The sequence below is a fragment of the Staphylococcus cornubiensis genome (assembly GCF_900183575.1).
GTDB lineage: Bacteria > Bacillota > Bacilli > Staphylococcales > Staphylococcaceae > Staphylococcus > Staphylococcus cornubiensis.
This window is the reverse complement of the sequence record NZ_FXUZ01000010.1, coordinates 28,318-44,743: the sequence shown is the minus strand read 5'-3', so window position 1 is coordinate 44,743 and position 16,426 is coordinate 28,318. Positions and strand designations below refer to the sequence as shown.

20 protein-coding genes and 1 riboswitch are annotated in these 16,426 nt (G+C 37.0%); of the genes, 3 read left to right on the top strand and 17 right to left on the bottom strand.

Annotated features, from left to right (window positions below):
• Nucleotides 1–13 precede the first annotated feature (13 nt).
• The 4 genes from CCE82_RS09550 to csoR form a co-directional block, all read right to left on the bottom strand.
• Nucleotides 14–2,197: a heavy metal translocating P-type ATPase gene (locus tag CCE82_RS09550; protein WP_086429169.1), complete on the bottom strand. Its 2,184-nt coding sequence runs from the start codon at nucleotides 2,195–2,197 to the stop codon at nucleotides 14–16.
• A gap of 100 nt (nucleotides 2,198–2,297) precedes the next feature.
• Complete coding sequence (locus CCE82_RS09545; protein ID WP_086429168.1) at nucleotides 2,298–2,504, bottom strand: cation transporter; 207 nt, start codon at nucleotides 2,502–2,504, stop codon at nucleotides 2,298–2,300.
• 3 nt (nucleotides 2,505–2,507) lie between these two features.
• Nucleotides 2,508–2,729 (bottom strand): putative copper chaperone CsoZ, encoded by a 222-nt coding sequence (gene csoZ / locus CCE82_RS09540; RefSeq protein WP_086429167.1) that lies wholly within the window; start codon nucleotides 2,727–2,729, stop codon nucleotides 2,508–2,510.
• A gap of 12 nt (nucleotides 2,730–2,741) precedes the next feature.
• Entirely contained in the window at nucleotides 2,742–3,029 is a 288-nt protein-coding gene (gene csoR / locus CCE82_RS09535) for a copper-sensing transcriptional repressor CsoR (RefSeq protein WP_086429166.1), read from the bottom strand.
• 131 nt (nucleotides 3,030–3,160) lie between these two features.
• Between csoR and cls the strand changes: the two genes are divergently transcribed.
• Nucleotides 3,161–4,651: a cardiolipin synthase gene (gene cls, locus CCE82_RS09530; protein WP_086429165.1), complete on the top strand. Its 1,491-nt coding sequence runs from the start codon at nucleotides 3,161–3,163 to the stop codon at nucleotides 4,649–4,651.
• Nucleotides 4,652–4,669: 18 nt separating this feature from the next.
• Nucleotides 4,670–5,335, top strand: a complete 666-nt coding sequence (locus CCE82_RS09525) for an HD domain-containing protein (RefSeq protein ID WP_086429164.1) — start codon at nucleotides 4,670–4,672, stop codon at nucleotides 5,333–5,335.
• Between the two features lie 47 nt (nucleotides 5,336–5,382).
• Here the strand turns inward: CCE82_RS09525 and yidC are convergent, their stop codons facing one another.
• The 6 genes from yidC to CCE82_RS09495 all read right to left on the bottom strand — a co-directional run bounded on the left by yidC (nucleotide 5,383) and on the right by CCE82_RS09495 (nucleotide 10,195).
• Nucleotides 5,383–6,249: a membrane protein insertase YidC gene (yidC, locus tag CCE82_RS09520; protein ID WP_086429163.1), complete on the bottom strand. Its 867-nt coding sequence runs from the start codon at nucleotides 6,247–6,249 to the stop codon at nucleotides 5,383–5,385.
• An 88-nt stretch (nucleotides 6,250–6,337) separates the two neighbouring features.
• The gene (thiE, locus tag CCE82_RS09515) at nucleotides 6,338–6,976 is read right to left on the bottom strand and encodes a thiamine phosphate synthase (RefSeq protein WP_086429185.1); all 639 of its coding nucleotides are present in this window, start codon (nucleotides 6,974–6,976) and stop codon (nucleotides 6,338–6,340) included.
• Nucleotides 6,966–7,769, bottom strand: coding sequence for a hydroxyethylthiazole kinase (gene thiM, locus CCE82_RS09510; RefSeq protein WP_086429162.1), 804 nt, complete (start codon nucleotides 7,767–7,769; stop codon nucleotides 6,966–6,968). The genes thiE and thiM overlap by 11 nt, the downstream gene beginning before the upstream one ends.
• Nucleotide 7,770: 1 nt before the next feature.
• Nucleotides 7,771–8,577 carry a bifunctional hydroxymethylpyrimidine kinase/phosphomethylpyrimidine kinase gene (thiD, locus tag CCE82_RS09505; RefSeq protein WP_086429161.1) on the bottom strand — a complete coding sequence of 269 codons (807 nt, stop codon included), beginning with the start codon at nucleotides 8,575–8,577 and terminating at the stop codon, nucleotides 7,771–7,773.
• A complete protein-coding gene (tenA, locus tag CCE82_RS09500) occupies nucleotides 8,577–9,260 on the bottom strand; it encodes a thiaminase II (protein WP_086429160.1) in 684 nt (227 codons plus the stop codon). Before tenA ends, thiD begins: the two co-directional genes overlap by 1 nt.
• A gap of 66 nt (nucleotides 9,261–9,326) precedes the next feature.
• Nucleotides 9,327–9,427: riboswitch (TPP riboswitch) on the bottom strand.
• Nucleotides 9,428–9,838: 411 nt separating this feature from the next.
• Nucleotides 9,839–10,195, bottom strand: a complete 357-nt coding sequence (locus tag CCE82_RS09495; RefSeq protein WP_086429159.1) for a single-stranded DNA-binding protein — start codon at nucleotides 10,193–10,195, stop codon at nucleotides 9,839–9,841.
• Between the two features lie 179 nt (nucleotides 10,196–10,374).
• Here CCE82_RS09495 and CCE82_RS09490 point away from each other — a divergent pair, with 179 nt between their 5' ends.
• Nucleotides 10,375–10,809 (top strand): YwpF-like family protein, encoded by a 435-nt coding sequence (locus CCE82_RS09490; RefSeq protein ID WP_086429158.1) that lies wholly within the window; start codon nucleotides 10,375–10,377, stop codon nucleotides 10,807–10,809.
• Nucleotides 10,810–10,977: 168 nt separating this feature from the next.
• On the opposite strand, the gene fabZ is transcribed toward CCE82_RS09490, so the two are convergent.
• The 7 genes from fabZ to atpG all read right to left on the bottom strand — a co-directional run bounded on the left by fabZ (nucleotide 10,978) and on the right by atpG (nucleotide 16,401).
• Nucleotides 10,978–11,421 carry a 3-hydroxyacyl-ACP dehydratase FabZ gene (fabZ, locus tag CCE82_RS09485; protein ID WP_086429157.1) on the bottom strand — a complete coding sequence of 148 codons (444 nt, stop codon included), beginning with the start codon at nucleotides 11,419–11,421 and terminating at the stop codon, nucleotides 10,978–10,980.
• Complete coding sequence (locus CCE82_RS09480) at nucleotides 11,421–11,639, bottom strand: DNA-directed RNA polymerase subunit beta (RefSeq protein ID WP_240507197.1); 219 nt, start codon at nucleotides 11,637–11,639, stop codon at nucleotides 11,421–11,423. Before CCE82_RS09480 ends, fabZ begins: the two co-directional genes overlap by 1 nt.
• On the bottom strand, nucleotides 11,611–12,876 hold the full coding sequence (gene murA / locus CCE82_RS09475) for a UDP-N-acetylglucosamine 1-carboxyvinyltransferase (RefSeq protein ID WP_086429155.1): 1,266 nt from the start codon (nucleotides 12,874–12,876) through the stop codon (nucleotides 11,611–11,613). Before murA ends, CCE82_RS09480 begins: the two co-directional genes overlap by 29 nt.
• Nucleotides 12,877–12,986: 110 nt before the next feature.
• Nucleotides 12,987–13,217, bottom strand: coding sequence for a DUF1146 family protein (locus CCE82_RS09470; protein ID WP_086429154.1), 231 nt, complete (start codon nucleotides 13,215–13,217; stop codon nucleotides 12,987–12,989).
• Between the two features lie 453 nt (nucleotides 13,218–13,670).
• The gene (locus CCE82_RS09465) at nucleotides 13,671–14,075 is read right to left on the bottom strand and encodes a F0F1 ATP synthase subunit epsilon (protein ID WP_086429153.1); all 405 of its coding nucleotides are present in this window, start codon (nucleotides 14,073–14,075) and stop codon (nucleotides 13,671–13,673) included.
• A gap of 22 nt (nucleotides 14,076–14,097) precedes the next feature.
• Nucleotides 14,098–15,510, bottom strand: coding sequence for a F0F1 ATP synthase subunit beta (gene atpD, locus CCE82_RS09460; RefSeq protein WP_086429152.1), 1,413 nt, complete (start codon nucleotides 15,508–15,510; stop codon nucleotides 14,098–14,100).
• A gap of 24 nt (nucleotides 15,511–15,534) precedes the next feature.
• Entirely contained in the window at nucleotides 15,535–16,401 is an 867-nt protein-coding gene (gene atpG, locus CCE82_RS09455) for an ATP synthase F1 subunit gamma (protein ID WP_086429151.1), read from the bottom strand.
• Nucleotides 16,402–16,426 lie beyond the last annotated feature (25 nt).

Sequence of the window (16,426 nt, the reverse complement as noted above, 5' to 3'; positions counted from 1 at the left end):
TAAATTCATAAAATTATTTTTTCACATTTTTTAATCTTAATGCATTTAATACAACAGAAACTGAACTAAATGCCATCGCTGTACCTGCGACCCACGGGGCTAAAAAGCCAGCTGCAGCAATAGGAATACCAATCAAGTTATAACAAAAGGCGAAAAATAAGTTTTGTTTAATATTTTTAATCGTTAAGCGACTCAATTTAAGTGCTTCTGCAACACCACTCAAATGATTTCGGACTAACGCAATATCCGCTGATTCGAGTGCAATATCTGAACCAGAACCCATGGCAACACCGATATCACTTTTCATCAACGCAGGGGCATCATTAATACCATCCCCCACCATCATGACACGTTTGCCCTCATTTTGTAATTCTGTAATGACTTTAGATTTTTCATCGGGCTTCACTTCTGCAATAACACGTGTAAAGCCAAGTTCACGACCAATAGCTTGAGCGGTTTGTTGACTATCTCCACTTAACATCACTAAATCATAATCTGTATTTAAAGCACGAATTACTGCTTGCGCTTCATCTTTTGGCTCATCTCTGACACCGATTATCGTAACAAGTGTATCATTGATTGTCATACCAATCACTGTAGCACCTTGTTCAGCCAACTCGTGAATGGTATTTTGTTGTGCTTCGGTTAACGTGTTTTCCGTTACTACAAAGCGCATAGAACCGATGCGAACATGTTGATCATCAATTATACCTGAAATACCGCTTCCTGTATGCGTTCTGTATTCTGTTACAGGTAAGACCGCTTCATCACTGAAATGATGAACTAATGCTTTTGAAAGTGGATGTTCAGATTGTATTTCTAAACTTTTGACATAGGCACCGATATGCGCATCATCAGCATAATTGTATGTTTGCACAACTTTAGGTTCACCATTTGTGATTGTACCAGTTTTATCAAATACAATCGTATCCACATGTTGCGCTTGTTCTAATGCTTCAGCCGTTTTAAACAAGATACCCGATTCTGCCGCGCGACCTGAGCCGACCATAATCGAAGTCGGCGTTGCAAGCCCTAATGCACATGGACAAGCAATAACAATGACAGCGATAAAAATTTCGAATGCTTCTGTAAATTGAAATGGTGTCACTACGAAAAACCATACGATAAATGAAAGTAATGCAAGGACTACCACAGTTGGTACAAAAATATTTGAAATTTTGTCAGCTAACCGTTGAATTTGTGGTTTATCGTTTTGTGCTTCTTCAACGACTTTAATAATTTGATTTAACACTAAGTCTTCACCGACATGTGTCACTTTAAGCTTAATAAAATTCGTTTGGTTCATCGTACTACCAATGACTGTGTCGCCAATTTTCTTTTCAACCGGCATACTTTCACCCGTTAACATTGCTTCATTAACAGTCGTTGTACCTTCAATCACTTGACCATCTAACGGGATTTGTTGACCACTTCGCACCCATACAATGTCCCCTACACGAACATCATCAATCGCAATCATTTCAGTCCGACCCTCACGTTCTACTTCGGCATCTTTCACTTGTAGTGCAGCAAGTTTACTAATTGCATCACTTGCATGCCCTTTTGCACGCATTTCAAAATATTTCCCTAACAAAATGAGGGTAATCAACACAGCACTCGTTTCAAAATAGAGTGGCACATGACCGCCATGACCTATATGCGTTAACATTAAATAAATACTGTAAAAGTACGCTGCTGATGTTCCCATCGCAACCAAAACGTCCATATTCGCACTTTTACTTTTTAAAGATTTATAAGCACCTACATAGAATTGCCAACCGAGAACAAATTGAATCGGTGTCGCTAAAATAAATTGAAACCAGCCATTCATTAAAATAGTGGGCACCGGTATAAAACTTAAAAATGAAAAGTGACCGAACATCGTATAAAGTAACGGTAATGCTAAAACAAGTGAAATAATGAATTTCGCTTTTTGACGTTTTAATTCATTATTTTTTCTTTTTTCTGTTTCGGCTTTCGTCTCCATTGGAAAAGCTTCATAACCAATTTTCGCAACGCGTTCATATATTTGTTCAATTGTAATTTGATTCGGGTCATACTTAACTGTCCCATTTTCCATTACGAGGTTCACGTTGATTTGATCAATTCCCGCTTCACGTTGCAATACACGTTCAATACGCGCTGAACAGGCTGCACATGTCATACCTGCAATTTTAAAAGTTTCTTCTTGAGCCATTACGTCATCTCCTATACCTATAGAGGGTATATTTTTAATATGAAATGAGGGCTTACTTCTCATCTCTTCAATGAAAAACTAAGCCCTTGTTTACGTTAAATTATGATACAACATCATAACCTTGGTCGTAAATACGTTGCTTCACATCTGCCAATGCACTTTCATCATTGACTTCTACTTCTACTCTATTTTCAGCAGGGAATGCCTCTACATGTGTCACTTGTTCATTTTCTTTTACTGCACCTTCAACTGCTGCTTTACAATGTGCACATGTCATACCTTCTACTTCAATGATGTGTTTTGCCATTTTTTACACTCCTTTATGTGATTGGATAACAGGAAATCCTGCATCATAAATTTCTTTTTCTATCGTGTTAAGATTTGCAGGCGTTTCGTAAGTCAATGCAATTTGTTGTGTCATCAAATCAATATCAACCGACTCGACACCTATTAAACTTAACAACCGATCAGTTAATTGCTGTTGTTGTTGTTCAGTTGTTAATTGTGTTACCTTAACATAACCATGTTCCATACATGTACCTCACTAATCTTTCATTAGTTTTTGAAACGTCACTAATAATTCTTCCATCGCTTCGTCTTGATGGCCCTCTTCAATCTTATGCATAATACAGCCTTTCATATGATGATCTAATAAACGCGATGCCACACTGTTTAGTGCTGAACGTGTTGCTCTGATTTGTGTTAACACGTCATCACAATAGACATCTTCATCTATCATGCGGTTGATTGCTTTCACTTGGCCTTCAATACGATTCAAACGCGACTTCAAGTTACGTTTAATTTCTTCAGAATGATGTGCTTGTTCAGTCATGTCACATCCCCCAGATTCATTTTGATACTTCAATGATATACCCTATATAGGTATGTGTCAATGCGTAAAATTCCTCTTAAGCATATAACATGATACAATAAAAGCACTTCACAAAAAAGGAGAAAAAAGTGATGCCAGAGTTTTTTTATGCGATTTTTTACAATCAAAATGTACTCATCAACTACCTATTAGTCGGTGCATTTTTATTAAATCTCATCTTCATCTTTACCATTATTTTTATGGAAAGAAGAAGTGCGAGTTCTATATGGGCTTGGATTTTTGTATTGGGCTTATTCCCGCTTGTTGGCTTTATATTATATTTATTATTTGGTAGACAGATACAACGAAAATCTATTTTTAAACTCGAACAACAAGATCGTATCGGATTAGACTCTATCGTCAATGAACAACTCACTGCCCTTAAAAATGGCGAGTTTGAAGCTGACAATCCTCATATTCAAAACTATAGTCGTATGATTCAGATGTTGCTTTATAATAATTCAGCATACTATACAAATAATAATGAAATTGAATTACTGACAGATGGCAAGCAAAAGTTCGATCGTTTAAAAGAAGATATTCGTCAAGCGGAAAAATATATTCATATTCAATATTATATTTTTCGCCATGATGCCCTTGGAAAAAGTTTATTAAATCTATTAGAAGAAAAACTTGAACAAGGCGTCGAAGTGAAAATGTTATATGATGATATGGGTTCTCGTGCATTAACATTACGAGATTTTAAACGCTTTAAGCAAAAAGGCGGTCACGTAGAATCTTTCTTCCCTTCTAAGTTACCGCTTATCAATTTACGTATGAACAATCGTAATCACCGAAAAATCGTTATTATAGACGGTCAAATTGGTTATGTTGGTGGCTTTAATGTTGGTAATGAATACCTCGGTTTATCCAAAAAGTTTGGGTATTGGCGCGATACGCATTTACGTATTCAAGGTAATGCTGTCAGTGCGCTACAGTTACGTTTCATTTTAGACTGGAACTCTCAATCGCACCGTGACAACATTACATATAGTAGCCAGTATTTTCCAAAACCTAAACAAACGAACAATGGAAATATAGGGGTACAAATTGCTTCAAGTGGTCCTGATGAATTTTGGGAACAAGTGAAATACGGTTATTTAAAAATGATTTCAATGGCAAAAAATGATATTTATATTCAAACACCTTATTTTGTACCTGATGAAGCATTTATGGATGCGCTAAAAATTGCTGCTTTAGGTGGCGTCAATGTCAACATTATGATTCCATCTAAGCCTGATCATCCGTTCGTTTATTGGGCAACTTATAGAAATGTCGCAAGTCTCATCGAAGCGGGCGCACGCGTTTACCTTTATGATAACGGGTTTTTACATGCGAAAACGTTAACGATTGACGATGAAATTACGAGCGTTGGTACGACGAATATGGACAATCGAAGCTTTACTTTAAATTTTGAAGTGAATGCATTTGTATATAATGAAAAATTAGCGAGAGAAGTTCGAGAAAGTTTTGAAGAAGATTTAAAAGTATGTACAGAATTGACAAAAGAACGCTATGCACAACGAAGCGTATGGGTTAAGTTTAAAGAATCCATCAGTCAACTCCTCTCCCCTATTTTATAATTTTAAGGAATGACAAAAATGAAACAACAACATATTAATGCAGCTGAACATTATATGAAAGCCGTGCATCAAGACGATGGTAGCGGGCATGACATCGCACATGTATTACGTGTGAGAAAACTTGCACTTGAAATTGCACAACAATATCCATCTGCCAATCAATATCATATCGAAATGGCATCACTTCTTCATGACACTATCGATGAAAAATTAGTTGATGCGCAAACTGCACGTCACGCACTCTATGATTTTTTTAAGGAGCAAGGTGTTTTATTGATTGACCAGGAAGCAATTTTATACATTATAGACCATATGAGCTTTCGAAAAACAAAAGAAGTCGGCACGCTCAAAACGATAGAAGCACAAATTGTACAGGATGCTGACAGACTTGATGCGATTGGTGCGATTGGTATTGCACGTACTTTTCAATTCGCTGGTCACTTCAATGAACCGATGTGGACAGGCACTGATAGTTTGAATGACATGCAACAACAATCGAACTTTGACGCCTTGCCACCTTCAGCAATCAAGCACTTTTTCGAGAAACTACTCAAATTAAAAGATTTAATGAATACGTCTGTTGCTATTCAAATGGCACAACAACGTCATAGCTTTTTAGAGCAGTTCTTACAACAGTTCTTCGATGAATGGGACACTGATATCACTGAAAATAAACCACACTAAAAAGAGGGCCTCAATGAGAGACCCTCTTTTTAGTATTCGATATGTTACTATTTCTTTTTATTCTTTTTGCTCACAACTTGCGTATTTTTACCAGCTTTTTTACCGTTCTTTTCTGCTTCAAACTTTTTAATTAATGGCGCAACTTCTTCTTTTGCTTTTTTACCATATACGACATTTGCAATATAAGTTTGAATCACAAGGAATGCAGCAGATACTGACCAGTATAAACCTAATGCCGCCGCAGAACTAAATGAAATCCACACGATCATAATTGGTGAGATTATCATCATCATATAACCCATTTGACGTTGTTCTTGAGGCATATTTAAACTTGACACATATGCTTGGAAGAAATAAAGGACACCCGCAATGATTGTAATCCAAATATCCGGTTTATCTAAATGGAACCAAAGGAAGTCTGAATACTTCGTAATACCGCCACCAGACGGATATTTTAAGACGAAGAATAATCCCATGATGATTGGCATTTGAAGGATGAGTGGTAAACATCCTAACATACTTGCCATTGGGTTCATATTGTATTTTTTATATACTTGCATCATTTCCTGGTTGGCTGCCATCTTGTCTTCTTGTGTACGTGCGCGTTTTACTTTTTCTTGTGCCTCTGTAATTTCAGGCTTCGCAATCTTCATTTTTTCACGCATCATGTGCATGTTTTTATAGTTTGATAACATGAATGGTAATAAAACAATACGTACAACCAATACGATGATAATAATGGCTAATCCATAGTTATTATTTAAATGATCCCCTAACCAGTGAATCAATCTGTCCATTGGTTGAACAAACGTATTAAAAAAGAATCCGTCTCGATTACCCGGTTTACTATAGTCACAACCCGCTAGAAGTAAAACTACACCTGCAAGCATTGTCATTAACGCTTTGTTCTTCATTTTTCCACCTCTAATGTAATATTCACATAAATGATATTTTATCATAGAAATCATCAAGGTGGAAATATATTCCGGCACAAATTGAACTTTATTTAAAATATTGTAAGTAACGTTTCACAGATTTTTCAATATCTGTGCTATGTGTAATTGAAGAAATCGTTGCAATACCGTCAGCACCGTTTTTAATGATTGGTGCCATATTCTCTTCTGTAATGCCCCCAATAGCGACCATTGGAATATTTTCATCGTATTCTCGCATGCGTCGAATTAATCGGATACCGCCTGGTTTACTCGCATCTAACTTAGAACTTGTTTCATAAACAGGACCTACACCAATGTAATCCACATTTGTAAGGTCAGATTGATCATATTCTTCAAAACTGCCTACACTGAGGCCGATAATTTTATCTTCTAATAAATGTTCGAATGTCGACACTTTCGCATCATCTTGCCCTACATGTACACCATCAGCATCAACTTCAATCGCTAAATCGATATCATCATTCACAATGAAAGGCACGTTATAATGACGACATAAATCTCTAAGACGAACTGCCATTGCTTTTTTCTCTTCACCTTTTAAAGATGAAGGTCCTTTTTCGCGAAATTGATACATCGTAATACCCGCTTCTAATGCTTCTTTTAAAATGCCATCTAAAGTGCCTCGTTTGACATCTTGCGTACCCGCGATAAAATACACACGCAATTGTTTTCTATTAAAAGTCATTTTCACTCACTTCTCTCTTTTTAATCTCTAATAAGTAGGATTCAGCTAAAGTTTGATTTAATGCATCTACAAAAGCGACTAAAAATGTACCTGGTAAGTCTGCGCCCTCACGTAACTCAGCTTGTTCCGCTGAAATATTGTAGTATGATACAGCTTCAATTAATTGATCAATAGAAGGCTGTTTTTCACCTAATAGAAAACTTGCGACAACTGCACCTAACAAACAACCCGCACCTGTGATTTTAGTCAATAACGGCGAACCGTTTGCTAATATTACAACTTTTCCATCCTGAACGACAACGTCCTCTTTACCTGAAAGGACAATAGCCGTTTGATATTTCTCATAAGCTTGGTAAGCAATTGTTGCAACATCAATATCAGAAGCGCTATCTGTGCCTTTCATCGTCGTTGTCATATCAACTAATGTCATAATCTCAGAAGCATTTCCTTTAATTACTGAAACATCAATTTCTTCTAAAAATCGTCTACAGAAATCTTTTCGGAATTGTGAAGCCCCTACTGCAACAGGATCAAAAACGATTGGTACACCCATGCGGTTGGCTGTTTTAGCAATAGCTAACATATCTTCGCTATTTCGTGTTGTCAACGTTCCTATATTGATTAATAAACCTTTTGTCACTTTGAAAAAATCTTCTGCTTCTTCTGGTGCCTCACTCATAGCAGGACTTGCTCCTAAGCTTAACAAACCGTTTGCAGTAAAATTTTTCACAACATCATTTGTATAGCAAACGACGAGGGGTTGTTGCTTTCTAACTTCTGCTAAATAATTCATGTTAATCCCACCCATTTAATTTTTCATATGCAAAGTGATTTACTGGGCCACGGCCTTTACCAATTTCTGGCGTATGTTGAATGGCTAGAGAAATATATGCTTTCGCTTTGGCAACAGCGTCATAAACTGATTTTCCTTTAGCTAATTCTGCGGTAATCACTGCAGAAAACGTACAGCCTGTGCCATGTGTATGTTGCGTAGGATAGCGTTCACTTTTAAATTCATAATGGCCATCTCGAGTAAATAAGTGGTCCACAGCATCACCTTCTAAATGTCCACCTTTAATAATTACCCCTTTTGAACCGATATCATGAATAAAAAATTGGCCTACTTGATGAATTTTTTCAACCGAATCGATTGTAACACCAGAGATTTCCTCTGCTTCAGGTACATTAGGTGTTGCAACATCTGCATAAGGTAAAAGTGTTTCTTTCAAACGATTACGTACTTTTTGATCCATTAAAGAATCACCGCTTTTTGCAACCATAACTGGGTCAATCACATACGGGATATTAATCTTTTTCAAATATTTCTCAATAACTTCCATCATTTCTGGCGTCGGTATCATACCTGTCTTTAACGCATGGGGCATTTCATCATTAAAAACACTTTCCAATTGCTCTTCTAGCCAACTCGCCTCTAAATTATGAATATGTTGCACTCCCATTGAATTTTGAGCGACAATACTTGTCACTGCCGCCATTCCATAAACACCACATGAGTGAAAAGATTTTAAATCTGCCATTGCCCCTGCTCCACCGCTTGGATCTGTCCCTGCAATCGTAAGCGCAATTTTTGGTTTTTTCATTATTTCTCTCCTCCAAATTCCCAATTTTCAAGTTGATAGGCCATATTGAAAAATTTTCTTTCATGCACTGTACTTTGTAAAAAGTTTTGTCTCAATTGTTGCTGCACTTTATCGGAACTGATTTCTGCATATGAATCAAGCCAACGATCAATATATGACAACAATGTATCCATTTCTTTATTGTAAAAATCGAACCATGCTTTTAACGGATGATCAGCTTCAAATGTATTTTTTTCAATTGCCATTTTACCTATTTGTTGATAAACGTACGGACACGGTGCCATCGCAGCAATCGTATAAGCGACATTGTCAAAAGCATAAGCGTTATAATACATATGTTTAATATAATGATCTGCCGATGGATACCAATCTCCGTCTTTAATGATATCCTGATAATTTTCACCCACATAATCTGCTAAAATATGATGTGCTTCAACCTCTCCAGAACTCGCAAATTGAATTTGTTCTGTTAAAAATTGAATTTCATCTTTCGTGTCCACTTTAGGTATGAGCAGTGCATATATTTTTGCAAATTCATTCAAATAGCGCGAGTCTGCACGCAAGTAATGTTTGATGGCTTCTGTTGAAATATCCCCTTTAAGCATGCCTTGTATAAAATCATCGTGATAAATTTGTTCAATAATCGGTTGTGCTTCTTGCTTTATTTGTTCAGAAAATCGCATCTTCATTCTCCTTTAATATGAAAAAAGACTACCTTGAAGTAGCCTCGTTCACACAATTAAAGCATTCGTGTCCACTTGCTACTTCCCTACGTTGGTATCATCCAAATCAGGTTCAGAGGGTCTGAATATATTCATCTCAGCCAAAATAGGCACCCCTAGTAGTCCTTCATTTTTTATTTATCTTTAATGTATCAGAAAGTAAACGTAAGTTCAATTATGTTAAAACACTAAACAAGTTGTGAAATATATGTATAGATAAACAAAACAAATTGCCCAATTAGACTATTTTCCATTTCTTCCGTACCGTTCTTGAATATGAATAAGCATAAAGGTGGTGATTGGCCACTAAATACAATTCATGTATTTAATAGCCAATACACCTCATTTTAAGGTTGATAGATAGACAATTTGGGTAACTGGTTGTATACCAAATATCATTAGAGCTCAAGCTAATATGTTGAAGATAAAAGTAATCATGTGAGATAAATCGAATTATTTAATTGGAGAATATACTTTGAGAAGGGTTGATAAAATGTGATGGGATTATCAAATATTGAAAAATATTTACTACTGCTTTGCTATTCAATGTTGAACGCATCTGAGTTTGACACTGCTGTTGCTGTACAAATTGGAGAGATTTGTGAAACGAGTAATTCTGTAGCGTAACGCTTTTCTTCGTTATGATAAAAACGTCTTGTTTGGATTTGCCCGCTCACTGCTACAGTTGTCCCCTCATGGATCGTTTCATGAATTTGAAGAGCAATGTTACCAAACGCTTTACAATTTAAGTAATCAGTGATGGGCTTTTGGTTTTTACTTAAATACTCTCGCGTCACAGCAACGGTAAATGTAACAAAGTAGCTCTCTTCTTTTTCGTAAAAACTAGGCGGGCGGTTAATCATACCTACTGCTTGAAAATGGTTAATGTTGTTCACCTCCTGTATCCACAATATATATGTTTCAATTAGAAAAGACAAAATGCAGTTTTTCATAAAATAATAGGTTAGTTAATGCAGTATTTAAGCGTAATCGAGAATTTTTTGAAATATTGCGTTATAATGAAATGTATCATAGAAATTTCGTAAAATTTTTAAATGATATGGAGGTGGCTCCAATGAAGACGTTTAAAGCTGTTCGTTTTCAAATTGTTTCTGAAAATAGTAGCGTGGCTGAATATGAACTTTTAGACGGTGTAATTATTAACAAAGAGAATAGTGGTACGGGCTGGTTGCTAGAAATTGTGATTTCAGATATACATCAAGAACAGATGGAAGCTTATATGGAAAGTGAAGAACTATTAGATATTCGTGTCGTAATTACGCGACCTTCGAATGATCCGGCGCTATTCGATGCAACTATCAAACATATTACACCTTTGAATGGAAGTATCTCAGTCGTTTTTGAATGTCATATTTACACATTACGTCAAGTTTATGCTGAGAACTTACTTGAACAACTTGTAAATGAAGGATTGCAAGGTCAAGAACTCATTACGACGTTCAATCGAATGATGAAATCGAAACCACGCTTAAAAGATGAACGGCATTAACATTTAAAATGTACATACACCACCAATGTCATACTGTCTTTTATTTGCGCTGTTCAAACAAATATGATTATTAAAAAGCAACACTTCTCGTATGAGTAATGTTGCTTTTTCATGTCTCTGAATATAGAAACCACCCCGTCTTTTTGATGAGGTGGTTGGATGTATTGCTTACGCGTTTGGATCTTGCAATGCAAAAGTCAATTCACAACTACACGCCACTTGACCATCAACGGTTGCTTTTGCAGTGCCTTTACCAATAGGTCCTTTAATTTTTGTGATTTCAACTTCTAATACTAATGTATCACCTGGCACGACTTGTTTTTTGAATCGACATTTATCGATACCAGCAAATAAAGCAAGTTTCCCTTTATTTTCTTCACTATTTAACATCGCAACTGCGCCAGTTTGTGCCAATGCTTCAGTAATTAAAACACCTGGCATAACTGCATAATCAGGAAAATGTCCTTGGAAAAATGGTTCGTTACCTGATACTTGCTTAATCCCAACGCAACGTTGACCTGGTTCGTATTCAACCACTTTATCAATCAATAAAAAAGGTTGTCTATGCGGGATGATATTTTTAATTTCATTATAATTAAAGATTGTTTCCATTAGTGATGTCCTCCAATTGTTTCGATAATATGTTGCCAAAACCTCAAATTAAATGTGTTCAGCACGTTATCATGGTTAATAATAAAGCCTGTCATCAAACCTACTACAAACATCATAATCGCTACAAATACGAATAAAGTTAATTTGAAACTGACTGAATCCATTAACGTTTGTAGCCAATAAGTCCATCTAGTCATTAACTCTTTCAATATCTGCACCTAAAGATTTGAGTTTACCATGAAAATCAACATAACCACGGTCAAGGTGTTTTAACTCAGTGACTATTGTCTCACCGTCAGCAACGAGACCAGCTAAGATTAATGCTGCCGCTGCACGTAAATCCGTCGCTTTCACTTGCGCACCTTGTAATGCACTTTTCCCTTCAATTTTAGCACTTCGACCTTCAACAGAAATTTGAGCGTTCATACGTTTAAATTCTGCGACGTGCATAAAACGATTTTCAAAAACTGTTTCAGTCACAACTTTATGTCCTTCAGCTGTGAGTAATAATGCCATCATTTGAGACTGCATATCTGTTGGGAAACCTGGGTGTGGTAATGTTTTAATATCAACAGGCTGTAATTGTTCTGGTGCTGTAACACGGATACCCTCTTCTGTGTAGTCTAATTCGACGCCCATTTCTTCTAATTTATACACGAGGCTTGTCATATGCTCTTTAATCGCCCCTTTGACTAATACATCACCGCGTGTAATGGCAGCTGCAATCATTAATGTACCTGCTTCAATACGATCAGGAATAATGGCATGTTTTACACCATTTAATGACTCAACACCGTTAATAATGACTGTGTCGGTACCTGCACCTTTGACATCGCCACCCATTTCATTGATGTAGTTTGCTAAGTCTACAATTTCGGGCTCTCTCGCAACATTTTCAATCACTGTACGTCCTTTAGCTAATGAAGCCGCCATAATCACATTTTGTGTAGCACCTACACTTGGAAAATCGAAATGAATTTCATTGCCGACAAGTCCTTGTGGTGCTTCTGCATAAATGTAGCCCGCTTCTTGATGAATTTCAGCGCCAAGTGCTTCTAATCCTTTTAAATGTTGTTCAATCGGACGTGAACCTATCGCACACCCACCTGGTAATGCTACTTTTGCTCGACCTAAACGCGCCAATAATGGGCCCATCACAAGAATGCTCGCTCTCATCTTGCTCACATATTCATAAGGCGCTTCCTCACTTAAGTCTTTTGACGCATCGACTGTTACGGATTGATGCTTTTCATTATATTTAATTTTTGCATTTAACACGCTCAATACATTATTAATAGTTTCCACATCACTTAACGCCGGAACGTTGACGAGTTCACTTTTGCCATGACTTGCTAATAAAGATGCTGTGAGAATTGGCAAAACTGCATTTTTCGCTCCTTCTACTCCGACTTCACCCTTAAGTGTATTTCCACCTTTAACAATAATTCTATCCATCTTATTAATCCTCCACTATGCTTACAGCTCTATTCTATTTTTGCTCTGAAAATGAATCTATCTACCCATAACGTATTAACTGATTTGATTCACTTTAAACATGTTTACGTTTAAAATAAGTATTTAATCTGTGTTGAAAATTGTAATAAATCAATGATAAAATTACTCACGCCTGTGCCAATCACTATTGCCAAAAATATCATGATGACTTGAACTTGTAATGGAAATCCTTTTTTGAAAAACTGATCTAAACGAACGGCGTTTAATCCCCAATAGGCGACACAAATGCATAAGACATGCATTATAATATGTGCTATCGCAAATTGTCCCAAATAATCCATTAATTTATATTGCTCCTTCACATATAATCTCTTTACTAATTTTACATGATTTAAAGCGCAAATCATACTATAAGCAACTTAAAGAAACACAATTTTTTACATTATGTTGCTAAATGACAAGCAATTTACATTTTACTGTCTTTCATACGTCTTGTATAGATTTTTGTTAGGCTATATCAATGTTGCATCGTCAGTCTGTATGCATCACTACTATCCATCACACGACACGCGCATTTTCACTATATGTTGGAGGCTTTTGACGAGTCTTCCTTTCAATCCGACGCACCCTCTCCTTCTTATCATCAAAGCGATGCCACATCAAACCCAAACTACTAAAAATGGAATGATATGTGTTTTTGTCGAATTCATATTTCTGAGTTCAACCTAAAAAGAAACGTGAAAAAGCTCGGTCTGCCACAAGGGACATACCGAGCTTTTTAAATGTGCATAAGGTTATTTATATTTTGCAACTTCGATACGGTTTTCTGCACGCTTCAGTGCACGTTCAGCACGTTTTAAATCCGTATCATTTCGATCACCTTCAAGGTAGAATGTTGCACGTTGTTTCGCTGATTTTGCACGTTCTAAGTCAATATCATCTGCCGACTCTGCAGACTGAACTAAAATATTGACTTTTTCATGACGAATTTCAGCAAATCCTTCTGTTACAGCTATATAATCCGATTTGCCATTGATAGTCACTTTCACATGACCAATTCTTAATGGTGTAACCGTCGGAATGTGACCGTACATCACACCCATCTCGCCTGCTGTCGTTTGCAAGACAACAATTTCGACATTGTCTTCTTTGTAAACAGAACCATTAGGAGTGACGATATCTAAGGTTAATGTGTTCATTATCCAAGCCTCCTAATTTGTATTAAACTTCTACACCCATGTCTTTAGCTTTAGCAATTACATCATCAATGCCACCGACTAAACGGAACGCATCTTCAGGAATGTGGTCGTATTTACCATCTAAAATTGCTTTAAAGTCTTGAACTGTTTGTTTAACTGGTACATATGAACCTTTTTGTCCTGTAAACTGTTCAGCAACGTGGAAGTTTTGTGACAAGAAGAATTGAATACGACGCGCACGTTCAACTGTTTTCTTATCTTCTTCTGATAATTCATCCATACCTAAGATTGCGATGATATCTTGCAATTCACGATATTTTTGTAACGTTGATTGAACTTGACGCGCAACTTCATAATGCTCTTGTCCGACAATAGTTGGCTCTAAAGCACGTGATGTTGAAGCTAATGGATCCACCGCTGGATAAATACCCATCTCACTTAATTTACGCTCTAAGTTTGTTGTCGCATCTAAGTGAGCGAAAGCTGTTGCTGGTGCCGGGTCAGTATAGTCATCGGCAGGTACGAATACAGCTTGAATTGACGTAACAGATCCTTTGTTCGTTGATGTAATACGTTCTTGTAATTGACCCATTTCTGTAGCAAGTGTTGGTTGGTAACCTACTGCTGATGGCATACGACCTAATAATGCCGATACCTCAGAACCTGCTTGTGTGAAACGGAAGATGTTGTCGATGAACAATAACACGTCTTGACCTTGTTCATCACGGAAATATTCAGCCATTGTTAAACCAGAAAGTGCAACACGCATACGCGCACCTGGTGGCTCGTTCATTTGACCGAATACCATCGCTGTTTTAGCAATAACACCACTGTCTTTCATTTCGTAGTACAAGTCGTTACCTTCACGTGTACGCTCACCAACACCGGCAAATACCGAAATACCACCATGCTCTTGTGCAATGTTGTTGATAAGCTCTTGGATTAATACGGTTTTACCTACACCGGCACCACCGAATAAACCGATTTTACCACCTTTAATGTATGGCGCTAATAAGTCAACTACTTTAATACCTGTTTCTAAAATTTCCACTTCTGTAGAGAGTTCATCAAATTTAGGCGCTTCACGATGAATTGGGTCACGACGTACAGATGCATCAATAGGTTGTTCTAAATCAATATGTTCACCTAATACATTAAATACGCGACCTAATGTTGCATCGCCGACAGGGACACTAATCGCTGCTCCTGTATCTCTTACTTCTGCACCACGTTGAACACCGTCAGTAGAGTCCATTGCGATTGTACGCACAACATCATCGCCTAAATGAAGCGCAACTTCTAATGTTAAGCTCTCAGTCTCACCATCTCTTGTCACTTCAATAAGCAGTGCGTTGTTAATGTTTGGAATTTCGTTATGTTCAAAACGCACGTCAATTACTGGCCCCATGACCTGAGTTACACGGCCTAATCCCATGTTTCTTCCTCCTTATAATCAAAATTATTCTAACGCTGCTGAACCACCAACAATTTCAGTAATTTGTTGTGTAATGGCTGCTTGTCGCGCTCGGTTATATTGTAATGATAAATCGTCAATCATTTCTGTCGCATTATCTGAGGCATTCTTCATTGCATTCATACGTGACGCGTGTTCACTTGCTTTTGCATCAAGAATCGTGCCATAAATTAAACTCTCAATATATTGAGGTAATAATACTTTAAGAATGGCATCTTTATCTGGCTCAAATTCATAAGATGACAATGCACCATGACCTAAGCTAGAGTCCTCTGGAGATAATGGTAATAATTTTTTACTGCTAGGCTTATTCTCGATTACACTCATGTAATGGCTATAGTAGATGTGTAATTCATCAATTTGTTCATCTACGTATAAATCGATAGCACGTTTTCCGATTGCCTGAATCGTTTTGAATGCAGGTTGATCTGGAATATCCGTTAAAGTGTTTTCAAGTTGATAGCCACGGTTTTGTAAAAATGTCGCGCCGATTTGTCCAAGTACAATAATACAATACTCTTCTGGACTATTATGACGTTGTTCGATATCACGAATCATTTTCTTTAACACGTTCGCACTATAAGCACCCGCAAGTCCACGATCGCTCGTAATGACCATATAACCTACACGTTTCACAGGACGTTCGTTCAACATTGGATGTGTTGAAACTTTATTCGATCCTGCAATTGCTGTAATTGCGTCTTTCATTTTTTCCATATAAGGACGAAATGTCATCGCATTCTTCTCAGCTTTACGCAATTTAGAACTTGATACCATGTTCATCGCATTCGTAATTTGCTTCGTCTTCTTAGTCGATTTTATACGAGAATCAATTTCTTTTAATGAAGCCACCATCTCACCACCTTATCTATTTTAA